Raw genomic sequence first — 26,404 nt, forward strand, 5'->3', positions numbered from 1 at the left:
AATCGCCACGCGTGGGCGAGGATGGGCACCGCGCGGGGTCCGCGTGTGACACGAAGGGTGGGAACTGTGGGTGAGCAGCCGCTGCGCCTCCTGGTGATCGGCGACGAGCTGGCCGCCGGGTCCGGAGATCCGCGGGCACTGGGCTGGGTGGGCCGCGTGGTCGCCCGGACGACAGCCCCACAACCGCCCACCGTGCTGACCCTGGCCGTGCCGGGCGAGAGCACCAGTGAGCTCGCCGCGCGCTGGGAGCAGGAGGTCGACCGGCGCCTGTCCCCCGAGGCCGACAACCGTCTGGTGATCGCCCTCGGCCGCACCGACCTGACCCAACGGGTGTCCCTGGCCCGCAGCCGACTCAACCTGGCCAACATCCTGGACGCCGCCGACCAGCGCCGGGTGTCCGCCTTCGTGGTGGGCCCGCCCCCGGGCGGCGGGGTGGACGGCACGGCCCTGGCGGATCTGTCGGCCGCCTTCGCCGACGTCGCCGGTCGCCGCCGGGTGCCCTACGTCGACACCTACACCCCGCTCGCGGCGCACGAACAGTGGCTGGCCGACCTCGCCGCCGGTGACGGGTCGCTGCCCGGCCAGGCCGGTTACGGCCTCATCGCGTGGTTGGTCCTCCACAACCACTGGAACACCTGGCTCGGCCTCCCCGAGGACCTCGGCTGACCCGCCGACCCTGGACCCCGCCGATGGCCCCCGCCAGCGCTATCGCGCGACCGGGCCGTCGAATCAGGACAGCAGCCCGGCGGCGCGCAGCTCGACGGTGAGGTCCTGCGGGTTCGAGGCGGCGGCGCACGCTTCCTCGTAGTCGACGATCCCGTCGGCGAACAGCTGGACCAGATGCTGGTCGAAAGTCTGCATCTTGTAGTACTCGCCGCCGCGGATCAGGTCGGCCAGCGGCTCGGTGCTGGTCGGGTCGACGATCGCCTCGGCGGTGCGCCCGGTGTTCACCAGCACCTCGATGACGGCGATCCGGCCACCGGAGTGGGCGCGGCGGGCCAGACGCTGCGACACGATCCCCCGCAGGGACTGGGACAGCGCCACCCGGATCTGCTGCTGCTCGTGCGGCGGGAAGAAGTCGACGATCCGGTTCACCGACTCGGCCGCGTCGATGGTGTGCAGCGTGCTCAGCACCAGGTGACCGGTCTCCGCCGCGGACAACGCCGCGCGCACGGTCTCCACGTCACGCATCTCACCGACCAGGATCACGTCCGGGTCCTGGCGCATCGCGGCCCGCAGCGCGACGGTGAAGTCGGCGGTGTCCTGCCGGATCTCGCGCTGGGAGACGATGCTGCGCTTATCGGAGTGCAGCACCTCGATCGGGTCCTCGATGGTGACGATGTTGGCCTCGCGCACCGTGTTGATCAGGTCGATCATCGACGCCAGCGTGGTCGTCTTGCCGGAGCCGGTCGGGCCGGTGACCAGCACCAGACCGCGCGGCTCCAGGGCCAGCTCGCCGACGATCTCCGGCAGGCCGAGCTCCTGCAACGACTGCGCGCCCACCCCGACCAGACGGAAGACCATGCCGAACGTGCCGCGCGCCTGGTAGGCGTTGACCCGGAACCGTCCCACCCCGGACAGAGAGAACGCGAAGTCGGCCTCGTGGTGGTCGGCGAAGGTCGGCATCAGGTCGTCCGGCAGCACCTCCTCCAGCATGAAGGCGGTGTCCTTGGGGCTCAGCGAGGGCACCTGCAACCGGCGCAGCCGGCCGTCCACCCGGACGCGCGGCTCGGAGCCGACCTTGACGTGCAGGTCGGAACCACCCGCCTGGACCAGGGCGTGCAGCAGGGGGACGACGGACTGGGGCTGATCGCTCACACAGGTCCTATCGGTCACCCGGGCACGAAGGATGAGCCCCAGACCGCGCATGACGCGGAGCACCCGAGGGATGTGGGACGATATCGGGTGACAACCGGCGCGCCAGCGCCAGGAGCCAAGGAGATTCCGATGAGCAAGCGTGGTCGCAAGCGTCGTTCCCGTGCGGGGAGCTCCGCGAACCACGGCAAGCGCCCCAACGCCTGAGCGCTGCCGAACAACGTACGAGGGCCCGGTGCATCAGCACCGGGCCCTTCGTCGTTCGTCAGCGGATCAGTTCGCGGGCTCCACCCGGACCGTGGTCAACTGCGCACGGATCCGCAGGCGCAGGTCGCTGGGCGCCTCCTCCTGGCAGCAGCGCTTGACCAGGTCCTTGAGCACCTGGTCGACCGCCACCTCGTCCAGGCACGGTCGGCACTCCTCGATGTGGTGGCGCACCTCGTCGGCGTCGGCGGTCGCCAGCTCCCGATCGAGGTAGGCGAACAGACGGTCCACCTTCTCGTCGCAGTCCGGCCCCGCGCAGGCCCCGGCGTCCTTGGCCGCGTCCTCGCCGCTCATCGTCCCCTCCTCGATCCAGCAGCGCCGCTCTCCGACGCATCGTCCCCGGCACCGACCAGCCCGCGGTCCCGGGCGTAGTCGGCGAGCATCTCGCGCAACTGGCCGCGACCACGGTGCAGACGGGACATCACGGTCCCGATCGGCGTCCCCATGATCTCCGCGATCTCCTTGTAGGCGAAGCCCTCGACGTCCGCGAGGTACACCGCCATCCGGAAGTCCTCCGGCAGCCGCGCCAGCGCGTCCTTCACATCGGAGTCCGGCAGGTGGTCCAGCGCCTCCGCCTCGGCCGAGCGCAGGCCCGCCGAGGTGTGCGACGCGGCCCGCGCGATCTGCCAGTCCTCGATGTCGTCGGTCTGCGACTGCTGCGGCTGACGCTGCTTCTTGCGGTACGTGTTGATGAAGGTGTTCGTCAGGATCCGGTACAGCCAGGCCTTGAGGTTCGTGCCCGGCCGGTACTGGTGGAAGGCGGCGAACGCCTTGGCGAACGTCTCCTGCACCAGATCCTCGGCGTCGGAGGGGTTCCGGGTCATGCGCAGCGCGGCGCCGTACAGCTGGTCCAGGTAGACCAGTGCCTCGGCTTCGAACCGCTCGCTGCGCGCTGCCGTGTCCTCCGACTCGGGCGCACGTGTGGTGTCCTCGCTCATCGAGGCCGAGCCTAGTCGCGTCCGGGTGCTCGTGAGCACTCGTGCCCCCGACCGGGGTCGCTCCAGGGTCGTCGTCATCATGTCGGGCACAACATGACGGGCACGTCGATGCATTCCCGGTCTAGCGTGGGAGATGGACGCCTCGCACCCGAGTCGTCCGAGTCGAGGAGGACCCCCATGCTGCTGCGTCGCATCGCCCGCCCGCTGTTCGCGTCCTGGTTCGTGGCCGAGGGCGTCGACGCCCTGCGCCACCCCGAGGGCCATGTCACCACCGCCCGCACCGCGCTGGGGCGCCTGGACGCCAAGGTCTCCGCCGACCTCGACCTGGACGAGCGCACGCTCACCTCGGTCATCCGCGCACACGGTGCCGCCACCGCGGTGGCCGGTGGCCTGCTGGCGCTGGGCAAGCTGCCCCGGTTGGCCGGCACCGCCCTCGCCCTGCTGACCCTGCCGCTCGCCTTCGCGGAGCTGGCACTCGACAAGGAGCACAGCGGGCCGAAGCGCGAGCGGCGGCAGCGGCTGCTGCGGCCGCTCGCGCTGACCGGTGGTGCGCTGATCGTGGCCGCCGACACGCACGGCAAGCCGAGTGTGCGCTGGCGGGTGGAGCACGCCAAGGCCGTCCGTGCGGCCGCCGCGAAGACCGCCCAGGCACGTGAGGCGCTGCATCGCGACTGAGGGCGGGCCGATAGCCTGAGCCCCATGACCGGCACCGCGATCCTCCCGTCCCCCGAGTACGACGGCACGCTGCCGCTCTGGTCGGCGCCGCCGGTCTCCGGCCCGCTGGACGCCACGGTCGAGGTGCCCGGGTCCAAGTCGCTGACCAACCGCTATCTGGTGCTGGCGGCCCTGGCCGACGGTCCGGGACGGTTGCGGTCACCGCTGCGCTCCCGGGACAGCCTGCTGATGGTGGCCGCCCTACGGGAGCTCGGCATCGCGGTGCGGGATGAGGGCACCGACTGGCTGGTGACCCCGGGGCCGGTCCGCGGCGGCGGCCGGATCGACTGCGGGCTGGCGGGCACCGTGATGCGCTTTCTGCCCGCCGTCGCCGCCCTGGCCGACAGTCCGGTGTCCTTCGACGGGGACCCGCACGCCCGGGTGCGGCCGATGGGTCCGGTGCTCGCGGCACTGCGGGACATCGGTGCCGCGGTGGTCGAGGAGGGCGAGCCCGGCTTCCTGCCGTTCCGCGTGACCGGCGGACCGTCGGTGCGGGGTGGGGCGGTGCGGGTGGATGCCTCCGGGTCCTCGCAGTTCGTCTCCGGCCTGCTGCTCACCGGTGCCCGGTTCCCCGAGGGGCTGACCGTCACGCATGTCGGTGCCACCCTGCCGAGCCTGCCGCACATCGACATGACCGTGGCCGCGCTGCGGGACGCCGGGGTGGAGGTGGACGACTCGGTGCGTGGCACCTGGCGGGTATCCCCCGGGCCGATCGCCGCCCGCGACGTCCGGGTGGAGCCGGACCTGTCCAACGCGGCGCCGTTCCTCTGCGCGGCGGTGGTGGCCGGCGGCACGGTGCGGGTACCCGGCTGGCCCGCGCACACCACGCAGCCCGGTGGCCTGCTGCCCGGGATCCTGGAACGGATGGGTGCCACCTGGTCGCTGGACGGTGACGTGCTGAGCGTCACCGGCACCGGCCGGCCGATCGGGATCGACCTGGACCTGAGCGCCGCCGGTGAGATCGCCCCGACCATCGCCGCGGTGGCCGCGCTGGCCGAGGGTCGCACCGTGCTGCGCGGGATCGCCCATCTGCGCGGTCACGAGACCGACCGGCTGGCGGCCCTGTGCACCGAGATCCGCCGGCTCGGGGCGCTGGCCGAGGAGACGTCCGACGGGCTGATCATCGACCCCGCCCCGCTGCGTCCCGCCGTGGTGCGGTCCTACGCCGATCACCGGATGGCGACCTTCGGCGCACTGATCGGCCTGGTGACCCCCGGGGTCGAGGTCGAGGACATCGCCACCACCGGCAAGACGATCCCGGACTTCGCCGGGCTGTGGACCTCGATGCTGGCCCGGAGCTGAGCGACGTGGCACGGCGCGAGTACGACGAGCGGGACATCCGGGTCCGGCCCAGCCGCAAGGGCACCCGGCCGCGGACGAAGACCCGCCCGGAGCACGCCGACGCCGAGCGCGCGCTGGTCACCGGGGTCGACCGCGGCCGGTACACCGTGCTGGTGGACCCGGACGGCCCCGGTGAGCGGATCGCGACCGCGATGAAGGCCCGCGAGCTGGGCCGGGACCGCGTGGTGCCCGGTGACCAGGTCGACCTGGTGGGCGACACCTCGGGTGCCGAGGGGTCACTGTCCCGGATCGTCCGGATCGCCGAGCGCAGCACCGTGCTGCGTCGCACCGCCGACGACACCGACCCCTTCGAGCGGATCATCGTCGCCAACGCGCATCAACTGGTGATCGTGACCGCCCTGGCCGACCCGGAGCCGCGGACCCGGATGATCGACCGCTGTGTGGTGGCCGCCTACGACGCCGGGATGGACGCCCTGCTGGCGCTGACCAAGGCCGACCTGGCCGACCCGGCCACCCTGCGTGAACTCTACGAACCGATCGGGGTCCGGGTGGTGGTCACCCAGGTCACCGAGGCCGGGATCGACGGGCTGGACGAGCTGCGGTCGGCTCTGGACGGTCGCACCTCGGTGCTGGTCGGGCACTCGGGCGTGGGCAAGTCGACCCTGGTCAACGCCCTGGTGCCCCAGGCGCAGCGAGCGACCGGCCGGGTGAACGACGTCACCGGACGCGGCCGCCACACCTCCACCAGTGCGGTCGCCCTGCGGGTCCCGGACGCGGCACCGGGCACCTGGGTGATCGACACCCCCGGGGTGCGGTCCTTCGGCCTGGCGCACGTCGAACCGGACCGGTTGATCGGCGCCTTCGCCGACCTGGCGGAGGTGGCCGCGGAGTGTCCGCGCGGCTGCACCCATCTGGCGGACAGCCCGGACTGCGCGCTGGACGAGTGGGTGGCCGAGGCCGCCGAGGGCAGCGAGCTGCGGCAGTCGCGGGCCGACCGGCTGGACTCGTTCCGACGGCTGCTGGTCAGCCGCACGGCCGACTGATCAGTGGTCGGGGTTCAGCGGGTCGAGGTACTGCAGGGCGGCGTTGTGCAGATGACCGTTCGACACCAGGGCCGACCCGCCGAACGGACCGTCCTGACCGGTGATCGAGGTGAAACGCCCACCGGCCTCGGTGACGATCGGCACCAGGGCCGCCATGTCGTGCAGGGCCAGCTCCGGCTCGGCTGAGAGGTCGACCGCGCCCTCGGCGACCAGGACGTGCGACCAGAAGTCCCCGTAGGCGCGGGTCCGCCACACGTTGCGGCTCAGGTCGAGGAAGCCGTCCAGACGACCGTCCTCCTCCCACCCGGTCAGGCTGGAGTAGGAGAACGAGGCGTCGCGGATCCGCTGCACCTTCGACACCTGCATCCGGGTCGCCGCCGCCAGCGACCGGCCGGTCCAGGCCCCGGTGCCCACGGCCGCCCACCAGCGACGGTTGAGGGCCGGAGCGCTGACCAGGCCCATCACCACCTGATCGCCGTCCAGCAACGCGATCAGGGTGGCCCACACCGGCACGCCGCGGACGAAGTTCTTGGTCCCGTCGATCGGGTCGACCACCCACACCCGCGGGCCGTGGCCGGTGTCGGGGAGCTCCTCGCCGTGCACGGCGTCGCGCGGGCGGGTACGGGACAGCTGAGCTCGGATCAGCTCCTCGGCGGCGCGGTCGGCGTCCGAGACCGGGGTCAGGTCCGGCTTGGTCTCGACCCGCAGGTCCAGCGCCTTGAACCGCGACATGGTCAGCGCGTCCACCTGATCGGCGATCACGTGGGCGAGGCGGAGGTCGTCGTCGTACCGGGTCATGCCGTCAACCTACCGGGGCGGACGGCCCGGCCGGGGCCGTGCCCGGCTCTAGCGCGGGATCCGCGCGATCTCCGAGACGTCGTACCAGAGCAGGTCGCGCTCGGCGATGTCCTCCAGCGCGTCGTCGTCGCCGTCCAGTGCCCGCGCCACCTGGGGGGCGGCCTCCGGTTCGTCCACGTGCACGCAGATCACCTCGTCCGGGCGGACCGGCCCGGTGAGGGTGACCAGGCTGACCGGCTCGTCCTCGGCGGGCGGGGTGACGTCGACCAGATCGTCGGCGACCTCGACCGTCACCACCAGGCGCAGCGTCGGGGCGGACGGCGTGCCGGCCAGCAGCACCAGGGCATCGTCGGCGGCCATCAGCTGCGCCGCGAACTCCACCCCCTCCTCGTCCTCGTCCGGCAGCAGCGTGGTCAGCGCCGGGGTGACGGCGTGCGCACGGCGTGGCACGTCCAGGGTCAGGACCCCATCGCGGAGATCGTCCAGGGTGGCAGGCAGGTAGAGGCGCACGGGTCCAGTGTGCCGTGCCCTCAACGATCCCGCGTACACCCGGTACCTGACCTCGATCACCACTCCAATCTGGCCCGGATGACGCACGAGCCCGCGGAAGGGCGCTCAGCTGGGTCTAGAACTGACCAGATCAGCGGAGCGTGGCAAGGGGAACACGATGACGACGATGACGGCGACCAGGTCCGACGGGATGCCGGCGGGCGACGCGGCGACCCGGTGGGCCCTGCTCGAACGCGAGCTGGATCGGCCCTCGGTCGGTGTGCCGAGGCCGAGCGGCCCGGCACAGGACCGGCCCGACGCACCCCGGGACGGTGGGCCGGTCGAGGCCGCACCGGCGGCGACGCGACCATCGGACACCCGGTCGAACGGCGTCGAGCTCCGGATGGTGCCCGATGCGCCCCCGACGACCCGGCGACCGCTGCCACCGCTGCTGCCGATGACCGGACGCACCCGAACGCGGCACCCCCGGTCGGACGCGGAGGCGGAACCAGGGCCCCGGCCCGGGCGAGCACCGAGGCCGGGGCCAGGACAGGGATCGCGGCGCGCGGACGCCGGTGTTCGACACCACCCGGACGCCGGGCAGCACACCGACCCGGCGCGGACACCCCGGGTGCAGGACCCGGTCCGCGGGACGGTGGTGCCGCGGGTCGAACGATGGGGCGGCGGGGTGATCGCGGCCTACCACCATCAGGTCGTGCCGCTGTTCGCTCCGGGTGTGCGCGACGAGTCCGGGCTCGGCAGCGAACGGGACCGTCCACTCGCGACCCTGGATCCCGTGATCGCCTGTTCGATGCTGGCGACCGCCGCGCTGGAGGTCATCTCCGGGGCACGAGCCCTGGCGCAGCTCGCGCGATGGGTGACGCCCGGGATCTACGAGGACCTCGACCAGCGACGACGGCTGGCGCTCGCCGAGGACGGCACCGGGACGGATGCGCTGCTGTCCCGCCCGGCACCCGGCAGGGGGCGGCCGAAGGTGCGGCGGGTGCGGGCGATGCCGGTCGACGACCGCGTGGTCGAGGCGTCCGTGGTGTTGGCCTATGCCGACCGGGTGCACGCGGTGGCGATGCGGATGGTGGACGCCCACGGGTTCTGGCGGGCGGAGGCACTGGTCGTGGGCTGAGCGAGCCGACGCCGTGGGAGCAGCGGGCTGTCCTGCGGGTGGCCGCGGGACCGGGCGTGGCGGAGACGCCGACGGCCGGCACCCCGTGGGGCACCGGCCGTCGTGGGCCCTCGGCTCGATCAGCCGCGGCGGCGCTGCTGCTTCGCGGCCTTGCGCCGGGCCTCACGGTTGCCCGAGTCGTCGCCGGACGCCTCGGCACCAGTGCCCGGCGCGGAGTCGGCGGCAGCAGCGCGGGCGGCAGGACCACCCGCGGCACGACGACCACCGCCGGTCACCGTGGTGCCGGCGTCGCCGTCCACGCTCGGCGCCGAGTACTGCAGCGGCGTCTCGCGCTCCGGACCGTCGATGCCCTTGGCGACCAGCTTCGGCCCGTTGACCGCTGCCTGCGCCCCGACGGCCGGTGCACCCTCGGCGCCCTCGGTGCCGGGCTCGGCGACCTTGACCTCCAGGTTGAACAGGAAGCCGACCGCCTCATCCTTGATCCCGTCGGTCATCGCCTGGAACAGCTGGTACCCCTCGCGCTGGTACTCGACCAGCGGGTCGCGCTGGGCCATCGCCCGCAGACCGATGCCCTCCTTGAGGTAGTCCATCTCGTAGAGGTGCTCGCGCCACTTGCGGTCCAGCACCGAGAGGATCACGCGCCGCTCCAGCTGACGCATGTTCTCCACGCCGAGCTGCGCCTCCCGCTCGCTGTACGCGATCCGGGCGTCGGACAGCAGCTCCGCGGTGAGGGTCTCGGTGGTGAGGCGACCGATGCCGCCCACCGACTCGATCACCTCGTCCGCCTCGATCGACACCGGGTACACCGCCTTGAGCGATGCCCACAACGCGTCCAGGTCCCACTCCTCCGGGTGTCCCTCACCGGTGGCCTCGGCCACGTAATCGGTGACGACGTCCTCGATGAAGTGCTGCACCTGGTCCTGCAGGTCCTCACCCTCGAGCACCCGGCGGCGCTGCTCGTAGATGACCTCGCGCTGCCGGGACAGCACGTCGTCGTACTTGAGCACGTTCTTGCGGATCTCGAAGTTGCGGGACTCCACCTGCGACTGCGCGGAACGGATGCCGCGGGTCACGATCTTGGACTCCAGCGGCATGTCGTCCGGGAACCCGGCGCGGGTCATCATCGACTCGGCCATGCCCGAGTTGAACAGCCGCATCAGGTCGTCCTGCAGCGACAAGTAGAACCGGGACTCGCCGGGGTCGCCCTGACGGCCGGAACGACCGCGCAGCTGGTTGTCGATCCGACGGGACTCGTGCCGCTCGGTGCCTAGGACGTACAGGCCGCCGAGCTCCTTGACCTCGTCGTGCTCCGCCGACACCGACTCCTTGGCGGCGGCCAGCACCTCCGGCCACGCCGCCTCGTACTCCTCCGGGTTCTCGGCGGCGTCCAGGCCCTTCTCGGCCATCGCGGCGACCGCCATGAACTCGGCGTTGCCGCCGAGCATGATGTCGGTGCCTCGACCGGCCATGTTGGTCGCCACGGTGACGGCGCCCTTGCGACCGGCCTGGGCGATGATCGACGCCTCCCGCGCGTGCTGCTTCGCGTTCAGCACCTCGTGCGGGACACCAGCCTTGCGCAGCTTGCGGGACAGCAGCTCGCTCTTCTCGACCGAGGTGGTGCCGACCAGCACCGGCTGACCGGCGGCGTGACGCTCGACGATGTCGGCGACCACCGCGTCGAACTTGCCGTCCTCGCTCTTGTAGACCAGGTCCGGCTGGTCGACGCGCTGCATGCCACGGTTGGTCGGGATCGGCACCACGCCCAGCTTGTAGGTGCCCTGGAACTCGGCTGCCTCGGTCTCGGCGGTACCGGTCATCCCGGCGAGCTTGTCGTACAGCCGGAAGTAGTTCTGCAGGGTGATGGTGGCGAGGGTCTGGTTCTCGGCCTTGATCGCCACCCCCTCCTTCGCCTCGATCGCCTGGTGCATGCCCTCGTTGTAGCGGCGGCCGGGCAGGACACGACCGGTGTGCTCGTCGACGATCAGGACCTCGCCCTTGTCGACGATGTAGTCCTTGTCCCGCTTGAACAGCTCCTTGGCCTTGATCGCGTTGTTGAGGAAGCCGATCAGCGGCGTGTTCAGGGACTCGTAGAGGTTGTCGATGCCGAGGTAGTCCTCGATCCGCTCGATGCCCGGCTCCAGGACGCCGACCGTGCGCTTCTTCTCGTCCACCTCGTAGTCGCGCTCGGGCTGCAGACGCCGCACCGCCTTGGCGAACTCGGCGTACCAGCGGTTCGCGTCGCCGGAGGCGGGGCCGGAGATGATCAGCGGTGTGCGGGCCTCGTCGATCAGGATCGAGTCGACCTCGTCCACGATCGCGAAGTGGTGGCCGCGCTGGACCAGCTCGTCGGTGCTCCACGCCATGTTGTCGCGCAGGAAGTCGAAGCCGAACTCGTTGTTCGTGCCGTAGGTGATGTCCGCGGCGTACTGCACCCGGCGCTCGGCCGGGGTCTGGCCGGTGAGGATCACCCCGGTGGTCAGGCCCAGGAACCGGTACACCCGGCCCATCAGGTCCGCCTGGTAGTTCGCCAGGTAGTCGTTGACCGTGACGACGTGGACACCCTTGCCGGTCAGCGCGTTGAGGTAGGCCGGCGCGGTGGCGACCAGGGTCTTGCCCTCACCGGTCTTCATCTCCGCGATGTTGCCCAGGTGCAGGGCGGCACCACCCTGCAGCTGCACGTCGAAGTGCCGCTGGCCCAGGGTGCGCCGCGCTGCCTCGCGCACGACGGCGAACGCCTCGGGGAGCAGGTCGTCCAACGTCTCACCGTCGGCGAGGCGATCCTTGAACCGGTCGGTCTCCTCGCGCAGCTCGGCGTCGGAGAGCGAGGTGAAACTGTCCTCCAGAGCGTTCACCTGCTGGGCGATGCCCGACAGCTTCTTGAGGACGCGGCCCTCGCCCAGACGGAGGACCTTATCGAGGATCGCCACTAGCACTCCCGGATTCCGCGCCCCGAACCTGCAGTGCCGGGACGTCCACGGTTGGCCCGACCGACATGGACGGGCCCCGACCATCGTAGGTGAGGCGCTCCGGCCAGCGACAACCTTCGGTGTTCGCTCTCAGCGTCCTGTGAGTTCGGCGGCGAGCCGCGGTGCCAGCTCACCGCGCACCGCGTCGGCCACCGACACCCGGTCGAGGCCCGACCAGTCGGCCAGCAGGGCGAGTTCCTCTGCCAGGTCCGCCGTCAGCTCCGCCGGGGCCGCCGGGTGGCCGGGCACCGGGTGTGCCGCCAGCACCCGGAGCACTCCGGCGGCACGATCGGCCTTGAGGTCGACCAGCGCGGCGGGGCGTTCGCCGTGCAGGAACGGCAGCACGTAGTAGCCGTGCACCCGCTGGGCCTCCGGCACGTAGATCTCGATCCGGTAGCGGAGCCCGAACAGCTCCTCCAACCGGCGCCGTTCGAACACCAGCGGGTCGAACGGACTCAACAGCGCACGCCCGGTGGCTCGGCGCGGCAGGTCGGCCTCGGCGTGCATCAGCACCGGCCGCTCCCAGCCGCGCACCGTCACCGGCAGCAGCTCCCCCGCCTCGACCAGCTCGGCCACCGCGCGGCGACCGTCCGCACCCTTGATCCGGAAGTAGTCCAGCAGACAGCGCTCGGTGGCGACCCCGTGCGCCCGGGCGGCGATCGCGACCAGACGCCGGATCGCCTCGGCGTCGTCCGGCTCGCCGGCCAGGACCTCGGGCGGGAGCACCCGCTCGGTCAGGTCGTAGCACCGCTCGAACTGGGCGTTCCGGCGTGCCGACGTCACCTCGCCCGTGAAGAACAGGTATTCCAGGACGTGCTTGGCGGCGGTCCAGTTCCAGCCCCACTGGTCCCGCTCCCGCGGATGCTCGCCCTCCACCCGCAGGTGCACCTGGCGGGCGGTGAGCGGTCCCTCGGCGGCGATCAGGGCCCGGACCTCGGCGACCAGGGGTGAGTGGCGCAGCGGCACCTCCTTGATCGACCCCCAGGCGTAGGCCCGGTAGGCGCGGCGGCGCCAGCCCAGCAGCGCGTAGGTCGAGGGCGGCACGAAGGACGCCTCGTGGGCCCAGGACTCCACCAGCCGACGGGGCGCGGTGCCGGAGGCCCGGTCGATCAGCCCGGTGTCATAGGGACCGACCCGCGAGAACGTCGGCATCAGGTGGGCGCGGGCGAGCACGTTCACCGAGTCGATCTGCAGCAGCCCGAGTCGGTCGATCACCTGCTGGAACTGGCGCATGGTCACCGGACCGGTGCGAGGGCGGCGCGGGCGGTCGAGGCCCTGGGCGCGCAGGGCGATCCGCCGGGCCTGGGACAGGGACAGCGACTCCACCGGTCGTCGGCCGGTGAGCGGCGTCGGGGTGGCGTCGGCGGGTTTCGCGGTCACGCGTCCCATGGTGCCCGGCGGGTCCGACACGCGGACGCGACGACGCCCCGCCGCACGGGGCGCCGGGGCGTCGTCGGGGCGACCGGGTGCTGTCGCACGCGGACGCGATCAGGCGGTGGCGGTCACCGGTTCGCCGGAGGGCACGTCCTCCGCGTTCAGGTCGAGCTTGATCACGCCGTAGCTCCATCCGCGCCGGCGGTACGCCACCGAGGGCTGGCCGCTGTCGGCGTCGACGAACAGGAAGAAGTCGTGGCCGACCAGCTCCATCTCGTACAGGGCGTCGTCGAGGGTCATCGGCCGGGCACCGTGGGTCTTCTCCCGGATCACCACCGGGGAGTCGCCGAGCTGTGTCTCGACGGCACCGTCAGCGGTGCGGGTGACCTCCTCGGGCTCGGGTTCCGGCGCGGGGCTGAGGTCCGCGGTGTCCGGCAGCGGCGGGGTCACCGGGTTGCGGCGGTGGTTCTTGGTGCGGTCACGGGCGCGACGCAGGCGTTCGGCGAGCTTGTCGATCGCGAGGTCCAGCGCTCCGTAGCGGTCGTCGGCGCACGCCTCGGCCCGGATCACGGGACCCTTGCCGATCACTGTCAGTTCCACCCGCTCCGCTGCGGCTGCCTGACGCGGGTTCGGCTCGTGTGTCACCTCGACGTCGATCCGCTGCGCACGGGGGGCGAGGGATTCCAGCTTGGTGAGCTTGTCCGCGACGTGCTCGCGGAAGCGCTCGGGGATGTCGGTGTGACGGCCTGCGACGATGATCTCCATGGGGACTCCTCCTCGGAGTTCCGGGGGGCGGGTCGGGGACCCACCCGGTGACCTGCTCGGGAACGTGACCCCTTGCGGGGGCTGTACCGCACCACCTCCTCACGCGGCCGACCGCGGGAGAACCCACATCTCCAGCGGCTCCGCCGGTCGATGTCCGAGACACCACGCTATCCCCTACTGGCCTGCGGTTCCACCTGTCCTGACCTGTGAGTCGGCGGTGGGGTGGCGGCCAGGGTCAGCGCCCCGACGACGGGGTGTCCCGCCCCCTCCAGGGCCGCCCGGCAGGCCGCCAGGGTGGCGCCGGTGGTGAGCACGTCGTCGACCAGCAGCACGGGGGTGGCAGCGGCCGACGGGGACCGGGGTGCGCCGCGCCCGGTGCCCCGGACCGCGATCCGTCCGGCGATGTTGGCGCCGCGTGCGGCCCGGCCCAGACCGACCTGGTCGCGGTGCGCCCGAGCCAGGCGGAGGCAGGGGTACGGGGCGGCCCGGATGCCCGCGGCGCTCAGTCCACAGGCGGCGGCGGTGGCGAGCGGACGGAGCAGATCCTCACCCCGACGGCGACGGCCCGCGGCGGAGGGCGGAGCGGGGACGACCAGCAGTCGCTGGTCGTGCGGGCTGGCGCGCCGCCGCGCGGTCGGACCCGGCACGAGACAGCCCGGCGCGGGCCCTCTCCTGGTCGGGGCCGAGGGCGGGGTCGGGGTCGGGGTCGGGGTCGGGGTCGGGGTCGAGGGCGGGGCCGGGGTCGGGGTCGGGGTCGGGGTCGGGGTCGGGTTCAAGGGCGGGGCCGGGGTCGGGGTCGGGGTCGGGGCCGATCCGAGCAGGGCCGCCAGTTCCGGAGCGATGACCGCCGCGGTCAGTGCCGTGCGCTCGGCGAACCAGCGGGTGAGTTCCAGCCGGCCGCGGTCCTTCCAGGCGAGCACGGCGCGGCGGACAGCACCCTGGTAGGTCGCCTGGGTCCACACCGGCAGCGGTCCGTGGCCGTCCAGGCGGTCGAGGCGGTCGGCGTCCTCTTCACAGCGGCGGTGACCGGTCAGCCAGCCACGGACGCAGTCGGAGCACAGGATGACGCCGGGGTCGTCGCAGGCGGCGCAGGTCGCCGGGATGACCAGGTCGAGCAGGTCGGCGAGTGGGCCGGAGCGGCGGTGGACCGGGCTGGGGCGGGCGTGGGGCACGGCCTCCGACGTGGGGAGCGGTGCCGTGGGGGGCGGGTGAGCGTCGGGCATTCCCCAGGATCGATCCAGCGCTCGACGATGATCCAGCAGCACGGACCGCCGTCTGGGGACCCTCTCGCGGAACGCGGCCCTGTGGACAGCGGGACAGCTCGGTCACCCCGCGAACGACGGGTACCGCACGTCGTCCGCCACAGCCACCCAGCTCGGCCCCGACCGGGAGTAGATCTGGTCCTCGCTGTTGCTCAGGTACACCACGCTGTCCCCCTTGCCCCCGGCGATGTCCACCGGGTCGGCGATGGCACCCCGCGGCTCGCTGGCACCGGCGAGGGGCACCAGGTGGTAGACCTCCGTGACCACCGAGGAGGAGATGCCGAGCACGCCCAGCGAGGACTCGTCGACCCAGACCACCCGACTGGCGTCGACCAGGGTGGCACCGACCCGCTGCGCCGGTCCGACCGACTGCGGGGTGCCGGAGTCGTCGCGGACCACGGCGGTGACATCGATGCGCACACCGTCGGCCCCGTCCGAGATCACGGCGATCCGGCTGGCGTCCCGGGCGATTCTGACCGCCCGCACCTCCCGGTCCACCAGCCAGTCGGCGTCGATCCTGATCGTGCTCCCGGCGTCGTTCACGGCGATCAGCTGGCTGCTGTCGGCCACCGCGGTCCACACCCAGCCCAGCCGGTCGACCGAGGGTGGCACCAGCGCGGACTCGGTGGCGAGCAGGGTGGTCGACCGTTGGGCATCGGTCGGGAGGGTGATGAGCTTCGCGGAGCCGGACAGGCCGACCCGCAGCGGCCCACCGGGCTGCCGGGCGGGTGAGCGCAGATCCAGCCCGGAGACTGAGTCGACCCCGTCCACCGGGACGAACTCGCCGTGGCTGAGCTGCACCAGCGTGGCACCGCCCTGCACCGCCTCCAGGGCTCCGCCGGGGTCCTGGCCCCGATCGAGGGTGACCGGATCCGGCTCCATGGCGACACCGTCGGCGGAGACCTCGACGGTGCGCACCCGCGCGAGCCGCAGGGAGGCTTCCAGCTGGGCCTGCATCAGGCTGCGGTCGTGGGGTTCGGCGGGGAGGCCGCCGGCGGCCAGGCTGATCGCGGCGACCCCGTCGGCGTCCACCGAGACTGCGTCAGGTTGCAGAGTGGCGCCTTCCGGGATGGCGGTGCGGACGGCGTCCCGGAGCCAGGGCGAGGGGCCGGCGATCAGCGCGCGCACGATCGACGTCGCCAGGTTCCGCAACGGGAACCAGCGGGTCTCCGGCACCAGGAACGTCTCGTCCTGGGACAGGAAGTACAGGGTGGACGAGCGGTAGATCGCCTCGAAGTTCGGTTCGGAGAGCACGACACCGTCGTCGAGGGCGGCGATGCGCCACTGGCCCTCCGAGTCCTGCACCATGCCGAAGCTCAGGGTCTCCTCCGCACTGGGCCCCGCCTGGCTGTACCGGCCGTCGGCGTCGATCCGGGCGGCGACCTTGACCGTCACCTGCACCTCGGAGCCGTCCAGCCGCAGCTTGGGGCTGGACGCCGTCGGGTAGACGACGACCCGCTCGCGGGGCGTCCAGGTGCGGCGGGTCTCCCCGGACAGGTATTCGCGGGCGTTGCGGAAGTCGTCGCTCTCGGTGTCGGAGCGACGGGAGAACCCGGCCGCGCTGGCGCCGAGGAAGCCGCGCACGATGTCCTCCGGGCTGCCGTCCTGCGGCGGGGGGTCGCCGAGCAGCTCCACCGACTCCTGTTCGGTGTCCTGGTCCACGCCGACGCCGACCGGGCCGGAGGTGGGCATGGCGGCGCAGCCCACCAGGGCGAAGAGCACCACGAGCAGCAGCGCGATCCGTCGGGTCATCGGTCGGCTCCGTTCTGCTGGGCGGCGCGCTCGGCCGCTGCCTCGGCCCGGATCTGGGCGTCCCGCAGCGCCTGGGCGGCACGGGCGCGTTCGACGATCTCCATCGATCCGGTCACCGCCGGGAGATCGGGCAGGGCGGCGGGGTCGGATCCGTCCGCGCGGTAGTCGTCCACCGGGGTGTCGTCGATCAGGTCGTCCTCGGGCTGCAACGGCAGCGGCGAACCGGTGAGGGTGATCCCGGCGCGCAACGGCAGGGTCAGCCGGAAGGCGGCACCGTGGCCCGGGCGCCCCCATGCCTCCAGCCAGCCGCCGTGCAGGTGGGCGTCCTCCAGGGAGATCGCCAGCCCGAGTCCGGTGCCGCCGGTGGTCCGGGCGCGGGCCGGGTCGGCGCGCCAGAACCGGTCGAAGACGTGATCGGCCTCGTCCCGGGTCATCCCGACCCCGTGGTCCCGGACCGTGACCGCGACGGCCCGGGCATCGGTGGCGACGGTGACCTGCACGTCGGTGCCCTCCGCGTGTTCGATCGCGTTGACGAGCAGGTTGCGCAGGACCCGCTCGACCCGGCGCGGGTCGATGTCGGCGACGCACGGGGTGCCGGGTTCCACCACGCTGAGCCAGGAGCCCTTGCGTTCGGCGAGCGGGACCGCCTGGTCCACGGCGGCGGCGACCACGTCCCGCACGTCCCGCGCCTCGACGTCGAGCATCGCGGCGCCGGCGTCGAACCGGCTGATCTCCAGCAGGTCGGCGAGCAGGTCCTCGAAGCGGTCGAGCTGGGTCTGCATCAGTTCGGCGGAGCGGCGCAGCACCGGGTCCAGGTCGTCGCGGGAGTCGTAGATCATCGACCCCGCCATCCGCACCGTGGTCAGCGGGGTGCGCAGCTCGTGCGAGACGTCGGAGACGAAGCGGCGTTGCATCGCCGACAGGTGCTCCATCCGCAGGATCTGGTCCTGGAGGGTGTCGGTCATCGCGTTGAAGGAGCGGCCGAGCCGGGCCATCTCGTCCTCGCCGCGCACCGCCATCCGCCGGGTGAGGTCGCCGTCGGCGATCTGTTCGGCGGTCTCCGCCGCCTGCTGCACCGGGCGGACCGCCTGCCGGGTGACGAACCAGGTCATGCCGACCAGGATCGCGACCAGCACGCTGGCGCCGATCGCCAGCACGCCCTGCAGGAAGCTGAGCTGCTCCTGCTCGGCCTGCAGGCTGTACAGCAGGTAGAGCTCGTAGGTGCCGGCGGCGGGCACGGTGACCGTCTGGCCGACCATCACCGCGGGGTCGACGCCGGTCTCGGTGGGCCAGCCGACCGACTGCCAGCGCTGGCCGTCGCCCTCGGCGGTGGCGAGCCGCAGGTCCGGGGACACCAGGGCGACCATCGTGGAGTCGGTGGAGGCACCGGTGACCAGGATCGGCTGCTGCTGACCGCTGGTCCGCAGCACGGAGACCTCGCGTTCCCCCGACCCCCCGGCCCGCAGGCTGCGCACCGTGTCGTTGAGCAGCTGCTGCACCTCGGGGGCGGTGGTGGCGGTGGAGGCGTCGATGGTCTCCTGCGCCTGGGCGGCGGCACGGGCGCTCTCGGCCAGCACCTGGTCGACCCGCTGGGTGAAGAGTCCGTCGCGCACCGAGACGGACAGGTATCCGCCCAGCACCGCGAGCGCCACCAGTCCCCCGGCCAGGGTCAGGGTCAGCACCCGCAGCTGCAGCGAGCTGCGCCAGGCCCGGGTCAGGTGCCGCAGGCGCCGGGCGGTGCGGACGCTGACCAACCGCCACGTCCGGGCCAGCCGGTGCGGGGTCCTGACCGCCGCGCCGGACACCGGCTGGTCGTCGGTCATGACGCCGGGGTCGGTCCCGCCTTGTACCCGACGCCGCGGACGGTCACCACGATCTCCGGGCGCTCGGGGTCGGCCTCGATCTTGGAGCGCAGCCGCTGCACGTGGACGTTGACCAGCCGGGTGTCGGCGGCGTGCCGGTAGCCCCACACCTGCTCCAGCAGGACTTCCCGGGTGAAGACCTGCCAGGGCTTGCGGGCCAGCGCGACCAGCAGGTCGAACTCCAGCGGGGTGAGGGAGATGACCACGCCGTCCCGGGTGACCCGGTGGCCGGTGACGTCGATGGACAGGTCGCCGATCCGCAGGTGCTCCGGCGCGGGCTCGTCGGAGCGCCGCAGCCGGGCCCGCACCCGGGCGATCAGCTCCTTGGGCTTGAACGGCTTGGAGATGTAGTCGTCGGCGCCCGACTCCAGGCCGAGCACCACGTCGACGGTGTCGGCCTTGGCGGTGAGCATCACGATCGGCACCCCGGACTCGGCCCGGATCAGGCGGCACACCTCGGTGCCGTCCCGGCCGGGCAGCATCAGGTCGAGCAGCACCAGATCCGGCTGACTGGCGCGGAAGGCGTCCAGCGCCTCGTCGCCGTCGGCGCAGAACACCGGCTCGAAACCCTCCGACCGCAGCACGATGCCGATCATCTCGGCCAGTGCCGTGTCGTCGTCGACCACCAGGACGCGTCCCTTCATCCCGCCATGATGGCATCCGCGACAGGCTGACGTGGCACGATGTCGACCAGTTGCGCCACCGAGACCCAGGAGCACCGATGACCAGCCCGTCGGAGCAGGAACCCCAGCCGACCGAGCCCGGTGCCGAACGACCGGCACCGCGCTACGGCCAGTACGCCCCGCCGGGGTGGCAGGCACCGGGTGCCGCGACGCCGCCCGCCGCGCCCCCGGCGCCGGGCTGGGGCCAGGCACCGGGCTGGGGCGCCGGTCAGCCGGTGGGCTACCAGCAGCACACCCCGCCGCCGGTGCAGCAGTTCCGGCCGATGGCGGTGCAGCCGGGGATCGTCCCGCTGCGCCCGCTGAGCGTGTGGGAGATCATCGACGGCGCGTTCCGCGCGGTCCGGCACAACCCGAAGGTGATGTTCGGCGTCACCGTGGTGGGTGTGGCCGTCTCGGTGCTGATCTCCGCGGTCATCACCGCCTACGCCTCCCCGTTCACCACCGATCTGGTCCGCAGCGTCTACGACGGGCTGACCCCCGCCGAGTCGGACGAGCTGGCGTCGGTGATCGGCCCCGCCTACGCGACGGTGTTCTCCCTGCCGGTGTCGCTGGTCTTCACCCAGATCATCACCGGCGTGCTGATCCGCTCGGTGAGCCAGTCGGTGCTGGGCAAGGTGGCGACCCCCGCCGAGGTGTTCCGCGGGCAGGGTGGCCGGCTGGCCCGGGTGGTGGGCTTCGCCGCGCTGTCGGTGCTGGCGACCCTGGTGGTCGGCGCCGCGTTCGTCGGGCTGGTGGTCCTGGCCTCGTCCGCGAGCCTCGGCGCCGGTGTGGCGGTGGGACTCCTCGGGCTGCTGGCCTTCGTGGCCGCCGCGCTGTGGTTCTCGGTGCGCACGCTGCTGGTGCCCGCGGGGTTGATGCTGGAGGGCGGCACGTTCTGGACCACGGTGGCCCGCGGCTGGCGGTTGACCCGGGGTGGCTTCTGGCGTCTGACCGGGCTGTACCTGCTGGTGCTGATCGCCTCCTCGGTGGTCGCCGGGATCATCGGGGTGCCGTTCAGCCTGATCGCCGGACTGGTCACCCAGGACATGTCGCTGACCAGCTTCGGTGCGGTGGCGATCGTCTCGGTCGGTGAGGTGATCGCGACGACCCTGACCACGGTGTTCGCCGCCGGTGCCTACGCCCTGGCCTACATCGACGCCCGGATGCGGACCGAGGGCCTGGACGTGGAGCTGGCCCGGGCGGCGGCGCAGGACTGACCGCGTGCGCGTCGAGGTCCCGGTCGTCCCGGATGCCGATCAGGCCCGGGAGTGGCTGCAACGCGAGCTGGCGAACGTCGTGTACCGCGAGCGGGAGAGCCTGCTGCAGCGGTTCTGGGACTGGCTGTCCGGGCTGTTCACCTCGGTGCCCTTCGGCGGGGACGGCGGCCCGTGGTGGCTGCTCGGCCTGCTGGCGCTGATCGCGCTGGTCGCCCTGATCGCGTTCTGGGTGGCCGGGCCGGTGCGCCGCACCGACCGCACCGCCGGTCGGTCGGCCCGGGTCCTGGCGGAGGACGACACCCGCGGCGCGGAGGATCTGCGCGCGGCGGCGAACGCGGCGGCGAACGCCGGGGACTGGGCGACGGCGGTGGCGGAGCGGTTCCGCGCCCTGGTCCGTGGCCTGGAGGACCGGGCGGTGCTGGACGAGCGACCCGGACGCACGGCACGCGAGGCGGCGGCCGCCGCCGGGCAACGGTTCGGTGAGCACGCCGAGCGCCTGCACCGTGCCGCCGCCCTGTTCGACGGGGTGGTCTACGGCCACCACGACGCCCGACCGGAGGACGACGCCGAGCTGCGCGACCTGGACCGCACCATCGACCGGGCCCGGGTGGGCAGCCGATGAGCGCGACGGCGGTCCTGGGCGACGGCACGACTGCCCGCGGACGGGCGGCCTCGCGCTGGCGGCGGCTGCGCTGGGTGCTGATCGTGGTGGGGGTGGCGCTGGTCGCCGGGGTCGCCGCCCTGCTGCCCGGACCGCGGACGTCCGCCACCCCGCTCGGCCCGGACAACCCGGGCAAGGACGGCGCGATGGCGGTGGCCGAGGTGCTGCGCGACCAGGGCGTGCGCGTCGACTACGTGCGCAGCACCGGGGACGCGCTGGCCGCGGCCGATGCCGACAGCACGCTGCTGGTCACCACCGACCTGGTGCTCAGCACCGCTCAGGTCGGGGCGCTGGTGGACTCCCCCGCCGATCTGGTGCTGGTGGACTCCCCCGTGCTCGCCGCCGCCGCCACCGAGGGCACCCTGGGCTTCGGCTACCCGGCCGGGGAGGTCGCCTCGGCTCGGCACACCGCTCAGTGCCCCGATCCCGATGCCCAGGCCGCGGGGGCGATCCGGACCGGCGGTGTCGGGGTGAACGGGGTGACCGGCAGGCGGCCGACCACGCTGTGCTTCCCGCTCGGCGACGGCAGTCACGGCTACGGCAGCACCGAGGTCGACGGCCGCCGGATCGACCTGATCGGCGACAGCCTGCTGATCAGCAACGACCGGGTCACCGACGAGGGCAATGCCGCGCTGGCACTGCGCACGCTCGGTCGCCACGATCACCTGGTCTGGTACGTCCCGACCTCCGGCGACACCAGCGCGGCGGCGGCACCGGGCGGCGGGGTGACCGATCTGCTCCCGCCCCAGGCGGTGCAGCTCGGCCTGCTCGGTCTGCTGGTGCTGCTCGCGCTGGCGTACTGGCGCGGCCGACGACTCGGGCCGGTGGTCAGCGAGCGCCTGCCGGTGGTGGTCCGCGCGGCGGAGACCACCCGGGGCCGGGCACGGCTGTACCGCCGCGGCCGTGCCTATGGTCACGCCGCCGCCGCCCTGCGCGCCGGGGCCGCCGACCGCTGCGCCCGACGGCTCGGGCTGCCGACCTCGTCCAGCCCGCAGCACCTGGTCGACGCCCTGGCCCGGGCCACCGGACGGGACCCGACCGCCATCGGTGAGCTGCTGTACGGCCCACCCCCCACCGACGACCCGGGTCTGCGTTCCCTGACCTGCCACCTGGACGAGCTGGAGAGCGAGGTTCACCACCCGTGAGCGAGCCCTATACCCCCACCCCGGACCTCCGCGAGGCCCTGACCGCCCTGCGGGCCGAGGTCGGTCGCGCCGTCGTCGGCCAGGACGCCGCGGTCACCGGCCTGGTGATCGCCCTGCTCTGCCGCGGCCACGTGCTGCTGGAGGGGGTGCCCGGCGTGGCCAAGACCCTGCTGGTGCGCACCCTGTCCACCGCCCTCGACCTGGGGACCTCCCGGGTGCAGTTCACCCCGGACCTGATGCCGGGCGACGTCACCGGGTCGCTGGTCTACGACGCGCGCACCGCGGAGTTCTCCTTCCGGGAGGGTCCGGTGTTCACGAACCTGATGCTCGCGGACGAGATCAACCGCACGCCGCCGAAGACGCAGGCAGCGCTGCTGGAGGCGATGGAGGAACGGCAGGTGTCGGTGGACGGCACCCCGCGACCGTTGCCGGAGCCCTTCCTGGTGGTCGCCACCCAGAACCCGGTGGAGTACGAGGGCACCTATCCGCTGCCCGAGGCCCAGCTGGACCGGTTCCTGCTCAAGCTGACCCTGCCGCTGCCGCAACGCGCGGAGGAGATCGAGGTGCTGTCCCGGCACGCGGCGGGCTTCGACCCCCGCGACCTGGCCGCCGCCGGGGTGCGACCGGTGGCGGACGCCGCGCTGCTGGACCGGGCGCGGGCCGAGGTGTCCCGGGTGCAGGTCGCCCCCGAGGTGCTCGGCTACCTGGTGGACGTGGTGCGTGCGACCCGGCAGTCGCCGTCGCTGTCCCTGGGGGTCTCGCCCCGTGGTGCCACGGCGCTGCTGGCGACGTCGCGGGCGTGGGCCTGGCTGTCCGGCCGGGGCTTCGTCACCCCGGACGACGTGAAGGCCCTGGCGCACCCGACGCTGCGGCACCGGGTGCAGCTGCGCCCCGAGGCCGAGTTGGAGGGGGTCACCGCCGAGTCGGTGCTGGACAGCGTGCTGGCCTCGGTGCCGGTCCCCCGCTGAGCCGATGACGCTGACCTGGCGCGCGGTCGTGCTGACCGCGGTGGGTGCGGTGCCGGTGTTCTTCTTCCCGGCGCCAGGCACCGTACTGCTCTGGGGGCTGCTGGTGCTGGCGTTGTGCGTCCTGGACACCGCGCTGGCCGCCTCACCCCGGCTGGTCGCCGTGCTGCGGGAGGCACCGAGCGGCAGTGTCCGGTTGCACACCGACGCCCGGTCCCGGCTGCTGCTGACCCATACCGGTGCACGCCGACTGCGCGCGCTGGTCCGGGACGCCTGGCCGCCGTCCGCCGGTGCCGTGGACAACCGGCATGCGATCTCGCTGCCCCCCGGCGAGTCGACCCGGGTGCTGACCGCCCTGCTGCCCACCCGGCGCGGCACCCTGCGCGCCGACCGGGTCACCATCCGCACCGCGGGTCCGCTGGGCCTGGCCGGCCGGCAGGCGTCGCTGCGAGTGCCGGGCGAGCTGCGGGTGCTGCCCGAGTTCGCCTCCCGCCGCCACCTGCCGAGCCGGTTGGCCCGGCTGCGGGAGATGGACGGCCGGTCGGCGGTGCAGGTGCGGGGCCAGGGCACCGAGTTCGACTCGCTGCGGGAGTACGTGGTCGGCGACGACGTCCGCTCGATCGACTGGCGGGCCAGCGCTCGCCGGGCGGATGTGGTGGTCCGCACCTGGCGGCCCGAACGCGACCGGCGGGTGCTGCTGGTGCTGGACACCTCCCGCACCAGCGCCGCCCGAGTCGGTGACGCGCCGCGCCTGGACGCGCAGATCGAGGCGGCCCTGCTGCTGGCGGCGTTGGCGGGCCGGGCCGGTGACCGGGTGGAGCTGGTCGCCTACGACCGGGCGCTGCGGGCCCGGGTGACCGGGGTGGCCGGTGCGCGCCTGATGCCCGCGATGGCCGAGGCCCTGGCCGGGGTGGAGCCGGCGCTGGTGGAGACCGACTGGCCCGGCGTGGTCGGCCAGGTGACCGACCGGCTCAGTCAGCGCGCGCTGGTGGTGCTGCTGTCGGCGTTGGAACCGGCGGCGGTGGAGGCGGGACTGCTGGGCGTGGTGGACCAGCTGACGGCGCGGCACCAGGTGGTGCTGGCCAGCGTGCGCGACCCCGAGGTGGAGCAGCTGCGCGCCGACCGCACCGACCTGATGGCGGCCGCGGCCGCCGAGCGCACCGAGTTGGAACGCGCGGCGGTCGCCGGGTTGCTGCGCAGCCGGGGCGTCGAGGTGGTCGACGCACTGCCCGACGATCTGGCACCGCGGCTCGCCGACACCTACCTCGCGCTCAAGGCCGCCGGCCGGTTGTGACCGGCGCCCGCCGGTCGGTCACGGCTGCTGGGCGGTGGTCGCCGCGGCGTACTGCGTCTCGTACAGCTCCGCGTACAGACCACCGGCGGCGAGCAGCGCGGTGTGCGTGCCCTGTTCGACGACCCGACCCTGGTCCAGGACCACGATGCTGTCGGCATCCCGGACCGTGGACAGCCGGTGGGCGATCACCAGCGCGGTGCGGCCCACCAGCGCCTCGGACAGCGCCCGCTGCACGGCCGCCTCGGACTCGGAGTCCAGGTGGGCGGTCGCCTCGTCCAGGATCACGATCGGCGGGGCCTTCAGCAGCAGCCGGGCGATGGCCAACCGCTGCCGTTCACCGCCGGAGAGCCGGTAGCCGCGGTCACCGACCACGGTGTCCACCCCGTCGGGGAGTCGGCTGACCAGGTCCCAGATCTGGGCGCGGCGCAGTGCCTGCTCCAGCTCCGCGTCGCTGGCGCCGGGCTTGGCGTACTCCAGGTTGACCCGGATGGTGTCGTGGAACATGTGCGCGTCCTGGCTGACCACGCCGATGGCGTCCCGCAGGCTGTCCTGGGTCACGTCTCGTACGTCCTGGCCCGCGACCCGCACGGTGCCGGAGGTGGTGTCGTACATCCGGGACACCAGCTGGGTGATCGTGGTCTTCCCCGCCCCGGAGGGGCCGACCAGCGCGACCAGGTGACCGTGCGGCACGGTGAAGCTGACGTCGTGCAGGGTCTGGCCGGGGGCCTCGGTCTGGAGGCGGGCCACCGATTCCAGCGAGGCGAGGGACACCTCGGAGGCGGCCGGGTAGTGGAAGCCGACGTGGTCGAGCTCGACGGTGGCGGTGGCGCTGACGTCCCCGAGTGCTCGGGCGTCCGGACGGTCGGCGACGGAGGGCTTGAGGTCGAGCACCTCGATCACCCGCTCGAAGCTGACCAGGGTGGTCATGATGTCGACCTGGACGTTGCTCAGGGCGGTGATCGGTCCGTACAACCGGGTGAGGTAACTGGTCAGCGCGACGACCACGCCGACGGTGAGCGACCCGCGGATCGCCAGCACACCGCCCAGTCCGTAGACGATCGCCACCGCGACCGCGGCGACCAGGGTCAGGCCGATCCGGAACACCGCCGAGTACATCGCGCTGGTGATCCCGATGTCCCGGACCCGGGACGCCCGCTCGGCGAACACCCGGGTCTCGTCGGCGGCGCGGCCGTAGAGCTTGACCAGCTGGGCACCGGCGACGTTGAAGCGTTCGGTCATGGTCTGCCCCATCACCGCGTTCAGTTGGTAGCTCTCCTGGGTGACCGACGCCAGGCGACGGCCCATCGCGCGCACCGGCAGCACGAACACCGGCAGCAGGACCAGGGAGACCAGGGTGATCTGCCAGGACAGCGACAGCATCGCGGCGATCACCAGGATCACGGTGAGCAGGTTGGACACCACGTTCGACAGCGTGGAGGTGAAGGCCTGTTGCGCACCGAGCACGTCGCCGTTGAGCCGCTGCACGAGCGCACCGGTCTGGGTGCGGGAGAAGAAGGCCAGCGGCATCCGCTGCACCTGGTCGAAGACCTGGGTGCGCAGGTCGAGGATGAGCCCCTCGCCGATCCGCGCCGACAGCCAGCGGGAGGCGAGGTTCAGCCCGGCCGAGGTGATGGCCAGCGCGGCGACCACCGCTGCCAGGGCGATCACGAGGCCGGTGCGTCCGGGCACGATGCCGCGGTCGATGATGCGTTGGAACAGCAGCGGGGTGGCGGCACCGATCGCGGCGTCCACCGCGACCAGGATCAGGAAGACGGTGATCGTGCCTCGGTAGGGCCGGGCGAAGCCGAGGATGCGGCGCAGGACGTCGCGGGTCAGCTTCTTCTGCGTCACCGAGGGGTCGAGGCGGAAGGAGCGGTACATCGCCCGTCCGCCCATGCCCCCGGCTGGGGAGTGCATCGACATGGAGACCCTTCGACAGAGTTTTAGTGAGCGTACCTCTCAATGTCTCAGACTC

At 72.9% G+C, this 26,404-nt stretch carries 24 protein-coding genes; 11 read left to right on the forward strand and 13 right to left on the reverse strand.

The window, feature by feature from the left end; genetic code table 11:
* The first annotated feature begins 21 nt into the window (after nucleotides 1–21).
* Entirely contained in the window at nucleotides 22–666 is a 645-nt protein-coding gene (locus tag HGK68_RS11510; RefSeq protein ID WP_169166084.1) for a GDSL-type esterase/lipase family protein, read from the forward strand.
* Nucleotides 667–729: 63 nt separating this feature from the next.
* Here HGK68_RS11510 and HGK68_RS11515 read toward each other — a convergent pair whose 3' ends face one another.
* Complete coding sequence (locus HGK68_RS11515) at nucleotides 730–1,818, reverse strand: type IV pilus twitching motility protein PilT (RefSeq protein WP_206155742.1); 1,089 nt, start codon at nucleotides 1,816–1,818, stop codon at nucleotides 730–732.
* Between the two features lie 129 nt (nucleotides 1,819–1,947).
* Here HGK68_RS11515 and HGK68_RS16365 point away from each other — a divergent pair, with 129 nt between their 5' ends.
* Nucleotides 1,948–2,022, forward strand: a complete 75-nt coding sequence (locus tag HGK68_RS16365; RefSeq protein ID WP_123371254.1) for a 50S ribosomal protein bL37 — start codon at nucleotides 1,948–1,950, stop codon at nucleotides 2,020–2,022.
* A 66-nt stretch (nucleotides 2,023–2,088) separates the two neighbouring features.
* Here HGK68_RS16365 and rsrA read toward each other — a convergent pair whose 3' ends face one another.
* Together rsrA and HGK68_RS11525 are read right to left on the reverse strand one after the other, a co-directional pair.
* On the reverse strand, nucleotides 2,089–2,373 hold the full coding sequence (rsrA, locus tag HGK68_RS11520; RefSeq protein WP_169166085.1) for a mycothiol system anti-sigma-R factor: 285 nt from the start codon (nucleotides 2,371–2,373) through the stop codon (nucleotides 2,089–2,091).
* Nucleotides 2,370–3,095, reverse strand: coding sequence for a sigma-70 family RNA polymerase sigma factor (locus tag HGK68_RS11525; protein WP_425483678.1), 726 nt, complete (start codon nucleotides 3,093–3,095; stop codon nucleotides 2,370–2,372). Before HGK68_RS11525 ends, rsrA begins: the two co-directional genes overlap by 4 nt.
* Before the next feature lie 99 nt (nucleotides 3,096–3,194).
* On the opposite strand from HGK68_RS11525, the gene HGK68_RS11530 reads away from it, so the two are divergent.
* The 3 genes from HGK68_RS11530 to rsgA are packed head-to-tail and all read left to right on the forward strand — an operon-like array spanning nucleotide 3,195 to nucleotide 6,076.
* Nucleotides 3,195–3,692 (forward strand): DoxX family membrane protein, encoded by a 498-nt coding sequence (locus HGK68_RS11530; protein ID WP_169166087.1) that lies wholly within the window; start codon nucleotides 3,195–3,197, stop codon nucleotides 3,690–3,692.
* 24 nt (nucleotides 3,693–3,716) lie between these two features.
* On the forward strand, nucleotides 3,717–5,033 hold the full coding sequence (aroA, locus tag HGK68_RS11535; protein ID WP_169166088.1) for a 3-phosphoshikimate 1-carboxyvinyltransferase: 1,317 nt from the start codon (nucleotides 3,717–3,719) through the stop codon (nucleotides 5,031–5,033).
* A 5-nt stretch (nucleotides 5,034–5,038) separates the two neighbouring features.
* Nucleotides 5,039–6,076 carry a ribosome small subunit-dependent GTPase A gene (gene rsgA / locus HGK68_RS11540; protein ID WP_169166089.1) on the forward strand — a complete coding sequence of 346 codons (1,038 nt, stop codon included), beginning with the start codon at nucleotides 5,039–5,041 and terminating at the stop codon, nucleotides 6,074–6,076.
* On the opposite strand, the gene HGK68_RS11545 is transcribed toward rsgA, so the two are convergent.
* Nucleotides 6,077–6,874: an inositol monophosphatase family protein gene (locus tag HGK68_RS11545; RefSeq protein WP_169166090.1), complete on the reverse strand. Its 798-nt coding sequence runs from the start codon at nucleotides 6,872–6,874 to the stop codon at nucleotides 6,077–6,079.
* A gap of 48 nt (nucleotides 6,875–6,922) precedes the next feature.
* A complete protein-coding gene (locus tag HGK68_RS11550) occupies nucleotides 6,923–7,384 on the reverse strand; it encodes a DUF6912 family protein (RefSeq protein WP_169166091.1) in 462 nt (153 codons plus the stop codon).
* Between the two features lie 610 nt (nucleotides 7,385–7,994).
* On the opposite strand from HGK68_RS11550, the gene HGK68_RS11555 reads away from it, so the two are divergent.
* Entirely contained in the window at nucleotides 7,995–8,504 is a 510-nt protein-coding gene (locus tag HGK68_RS11555) for an Rv3235 family protein (protein ID WP_169166092.1), read from the forward strand.
* A 119-nt stretch (nucleotides 8,505–8,623) separates the two neighbouring features.
* Here the strand turns inward: HGK68_RS11555 and secA are convergent, their stop codons facing one another.
* The 7 genes from secA to mtrA form a co-directional block, all read right to left on the reverse strand.
* Complete coding sequence (secA, locus tag HGK68_RS11560) at nucleotides 8,624–11,431, reverse strand: preprotein translocase subunit SecA (RefSeq protein WP_425483649.1); 2,808 nt, start codon at nucleotides 11,429–11,431, stop codon at nucleotides 8,624–8,626.
* Nucleotides 11,432–11,560: 129 nt separating this feature from the next.
* A complete protein-coding gene (locus tag HGK68_RS11565) occupies nucleotides 11,561–12,850 on the reverse strand; it encodes a winged helix-turn-helix domain-containing protein (RefSeq protein ID WP_246260320.1) in 1,290 nt (429 codons plus the stop codon).
* Between the two features lie 108 nt (nucleotides 12,851–12,958).
* Nucleotides 12,959–13,609 (reverse strand): ribosome hibernation-promoting factor, HPF/YfiA family, encoded by a 651-nt coding sequence (gene hpf, locus HGK68_RS11570; RefSeq protein ID WP_169166095.1) that lies wholly within the window; start codon nucleotides 13,607–13,609, stop codon nucleotides 12,959–12,961.
* A gap of 167 nt (nucleotides 13,610–13,776) precedes the next feature.
* Nucleotides 13,777–14,781 carry a ComF family protein gene (locus tag HGK68_RS11575; RefSeq protein WP_169166096.1) on the reverse strand — a complete coding sequence of 335 codons (1,005 nt, stop codon included), beginning with the start codon at nucleotides 14,779–14,781 and terminating at the stop codon, nucleotides 13,777–13,779.
* 153 nt (nucleotides 14,782–14,934) lie between these two features.
* A complete protein-coding gene (locus HGK68_RS11580) occupies nucleotides 14,935–16,623 on the reverse strand; it encodes an LpqB family beta-propeller domain-containing protein (protein ID WP_169166097.1) in 1,689 nt (562 codons plus the stop codon).
* A complete protein-coding gene (mtrB, locus tag HGK68_RS11585; protein WP_169166098.1) occupies nucleotides 16,620–18,446 on the reverse strand; it encodes an MtrAB system histidine kinase MtrB in 1,827 nt (608 codons plus the stop codon). The genes HGK68_RS11580 and mtrB overlap by 4 nt, the downstream gene beginning before the upstream one ends.
* Nucleotides 18,443–19,129, reverse strand: a complete 687-nt coding sequence (mtrA, locus tag HGK68_RS11590; RefSeq protein WP_169166099.1) for an MtrAB system response regulator MtrA — start codon at nucleotides 19,127–19,129, stop codon at nucleotides 18,443–18,445. Before mtrA ends, mtrB begins: the two co-directional genes overlap by 4 nt.
* Nucleotides 19,130–19,206: 77 nt before the next feature.
* Between mtrA and HGK68_RS11595 the strand changes: the two genes are divergently transcribed.
* From HGK68_RS11595 to HGK68_RS11615, 5 genes are read left to right on the forward strand one after another with little or no spacing between them, the layout of a single operon-like run.
* The gene (locus tag HGK68_RS11595; RefSeq protein ID WP_169166100.1) at nucleotides 19,207–20,364 is read left to right on the forward strand and encodes a hypothetical protein; all 1,158 of its coding nucleotides are present in this window, start codon (nucleotides 19,207–19,209) and stop codon (nucleotides 20,362–20,364) included.
* A gap of 4 nt (nucleotides 20,365–20,368) precedes the next feature.
* Nucleotides 20,369–20,986, forward strand: coding sequence for a DUF4129 domain-containing protein (locus HGK68_RS11600; protein ID WP_169166101.1), 618 nt, complete (start codon nucleotides 20,369–20,371; stop codon nucleotides 20,984–20,986).
* Nucleotides 20,983–22,170 (forward strand): DUF4350 domain-containing protein, encoded by a 1,188-nt coding sequence (locus tag HGK68_RS11605; RefSeq protein ID WP_169166102.1) that lies wholly within the window; start codon nucleotides 20,983–20,985, stop codon nucleotides 22,168–22,170. Before HGK68_RS11600 ends, HGK68_RS11605 begins: the two co-directional genes overlap by 4 nt.
* A complete protein-coding gene (locus tag HGK68_RS11610; RefSeq protein ID WP_210766869.1) occupies nucleotides 22,167–23,138 on the forward strand; it encodes an AAA family ATPase in 972 nt (323 codons plus the stop codon). Before HGK68_RS11605 ends, HGK68_RS11610 begins: the two co-directional genes overlap by 4 nt.
* Nucleotides 23,139–23,142: 4 nt before the next feature.
* Nucleotides 23,143–24,429: a DUF58 domain-containing protein gene (locus tag HGK68_RS11615; RefSeq protein WP_169166103.1), complete on the forward strand. Its 1,287-nt coding sequence runs from the start codon at nucleotides 23,143–23,145 to the stop codon at nucleotides 24,427–24,429.
* Between the two features lie 18 nt (nucleotides 24,430–24,447).
* On the opposite strand, the gene HGK68_RS11620 is transcribed toward HGK68_RS11615, so the two are convergent.
* Complete coding sequence (locus HGK68_RS11620; protein WP_169166104.1) at nucleotides 24,448–26,352, reverse strand: ABC transporter ATP-binding protein; 1,905 nt, start codon at nucleotides 26,350–26,352, stop codon at nucleotides 24,448–24,450.
* Nucleotides 26,353–26,404: the final 52 nt, after the last annotated feature.

Origin of the sequence: Cellulomonas taurus, assembly GCF_012931845.1 — a bacterium.
GTDB classification, from domain to species: domain Bacteria; phylum Actinomycetota; class Actinomycetes; order Actinomycetales; family Cellulomonadaceae; genus Cellulomonas; species Cellulomonas taurus.

Excerpts from the sequence above, each read along its gene's own strand:
- HGK68_RS11595 (WP_169166100.1), top strand. The coding sequence starts at position 19,207 with ATGACCAGCCCGTCGGAGCAGGAACCCCAGCCGACCGAGCCCGGTGCC.
- mtrA (WP_169166099.1), bottom strand. The coding sequence starts at position 19,129 with ATGAAGGGACGCGTCCTGGTGGTCGACGACGACACGGCACTGGCCGAG.
- HGK68_RS11545 (WP_169166090.1), bottom strand. The coding sequence starts at position 6,874 with ATGACCCGGTACGACGACGACCTCCGCCTCGCCCACGTGATCGCCGAT.
- HGK68_RS11530 (WP_169166087.1), top strand. The coding sequence starts at position 3,195 with ATGCTGCTGCGTCGCATCGCCCGCCCGCTGTTCGCGTCCTGGTTCGTG.
- HGK68_RS11620 (WP_169166104.1), bottom strand. The coding sequence starts at position 26,352 with ATGTCGATGCACTCCCCAGCCGGGGGCATGGGCGGACGGGCGATGTAC.
- aroA (WP_169166088.1), top strand. The coding sequence starts at position 3,717 with ATGACCGGCACCGCGATCCTCCCGTCCCCCGAGTACGACGGCACGCTG.
- rsrA (WP_169166085.1), bottom strand. The coding sequence starts at position 2,373 with ATGAGCGGCGAGGACGCGGCCAAGGACGCCGGGGCCTGCGCGGGGCCG.
- HGK68_RS11580 (WP_169166097.1), bottom strand. The coding sequence starts at position 16,623 with ATGACCCGACGGATCGCGCTGCTGCTCGTGGTGCTCTTCGCCCTGGTG.
- HGK68_RS11525 (WP_425483678.1), bottom strand. The coding sequence starts at position 3,095 with ATGACGACGACCCTGGAGCGACCCCGGTCGGGGGCACGAGTGCTCACG.
- HGK68_RS11615 (WP_169166103.1), top strand. The coding sequence starts at position 23,143 with ATGACGCTGACCTGGCGCGCGGTCGTGCTGACCGCGGTGGGTGCGGTG.
- mtrB (WP_169166098.1), bottom strand. The coding sequence starts at position 18,446 with ATGACCGACGACCAGCCGGTGTCCGGCGCGGCGGTCAGGACCCCGCAC.
- HGK68_RS11605 (WP_169166102.1), top strand. The coding sequence starts at position 20,983 with ATGAGCGCGACGGCGGTCCTGGGCGACGGCACGACTGCCCGCGGACGG.
- HGK68_RS11510 (WP_169166084.1), top strand. The coding sequence starts at position 22 with ATGGGCACCGCGCGGGGTCCGCGTGTGACACGAAGGGTGGGAACTGTG.
- hpf (WP_169166095.1), bottom strand. The coding sequence starts at position 13,609 with ATGGAGATCATCGTCGCAGGCCGTCACACCGACATCCCCGAGCGCTTC.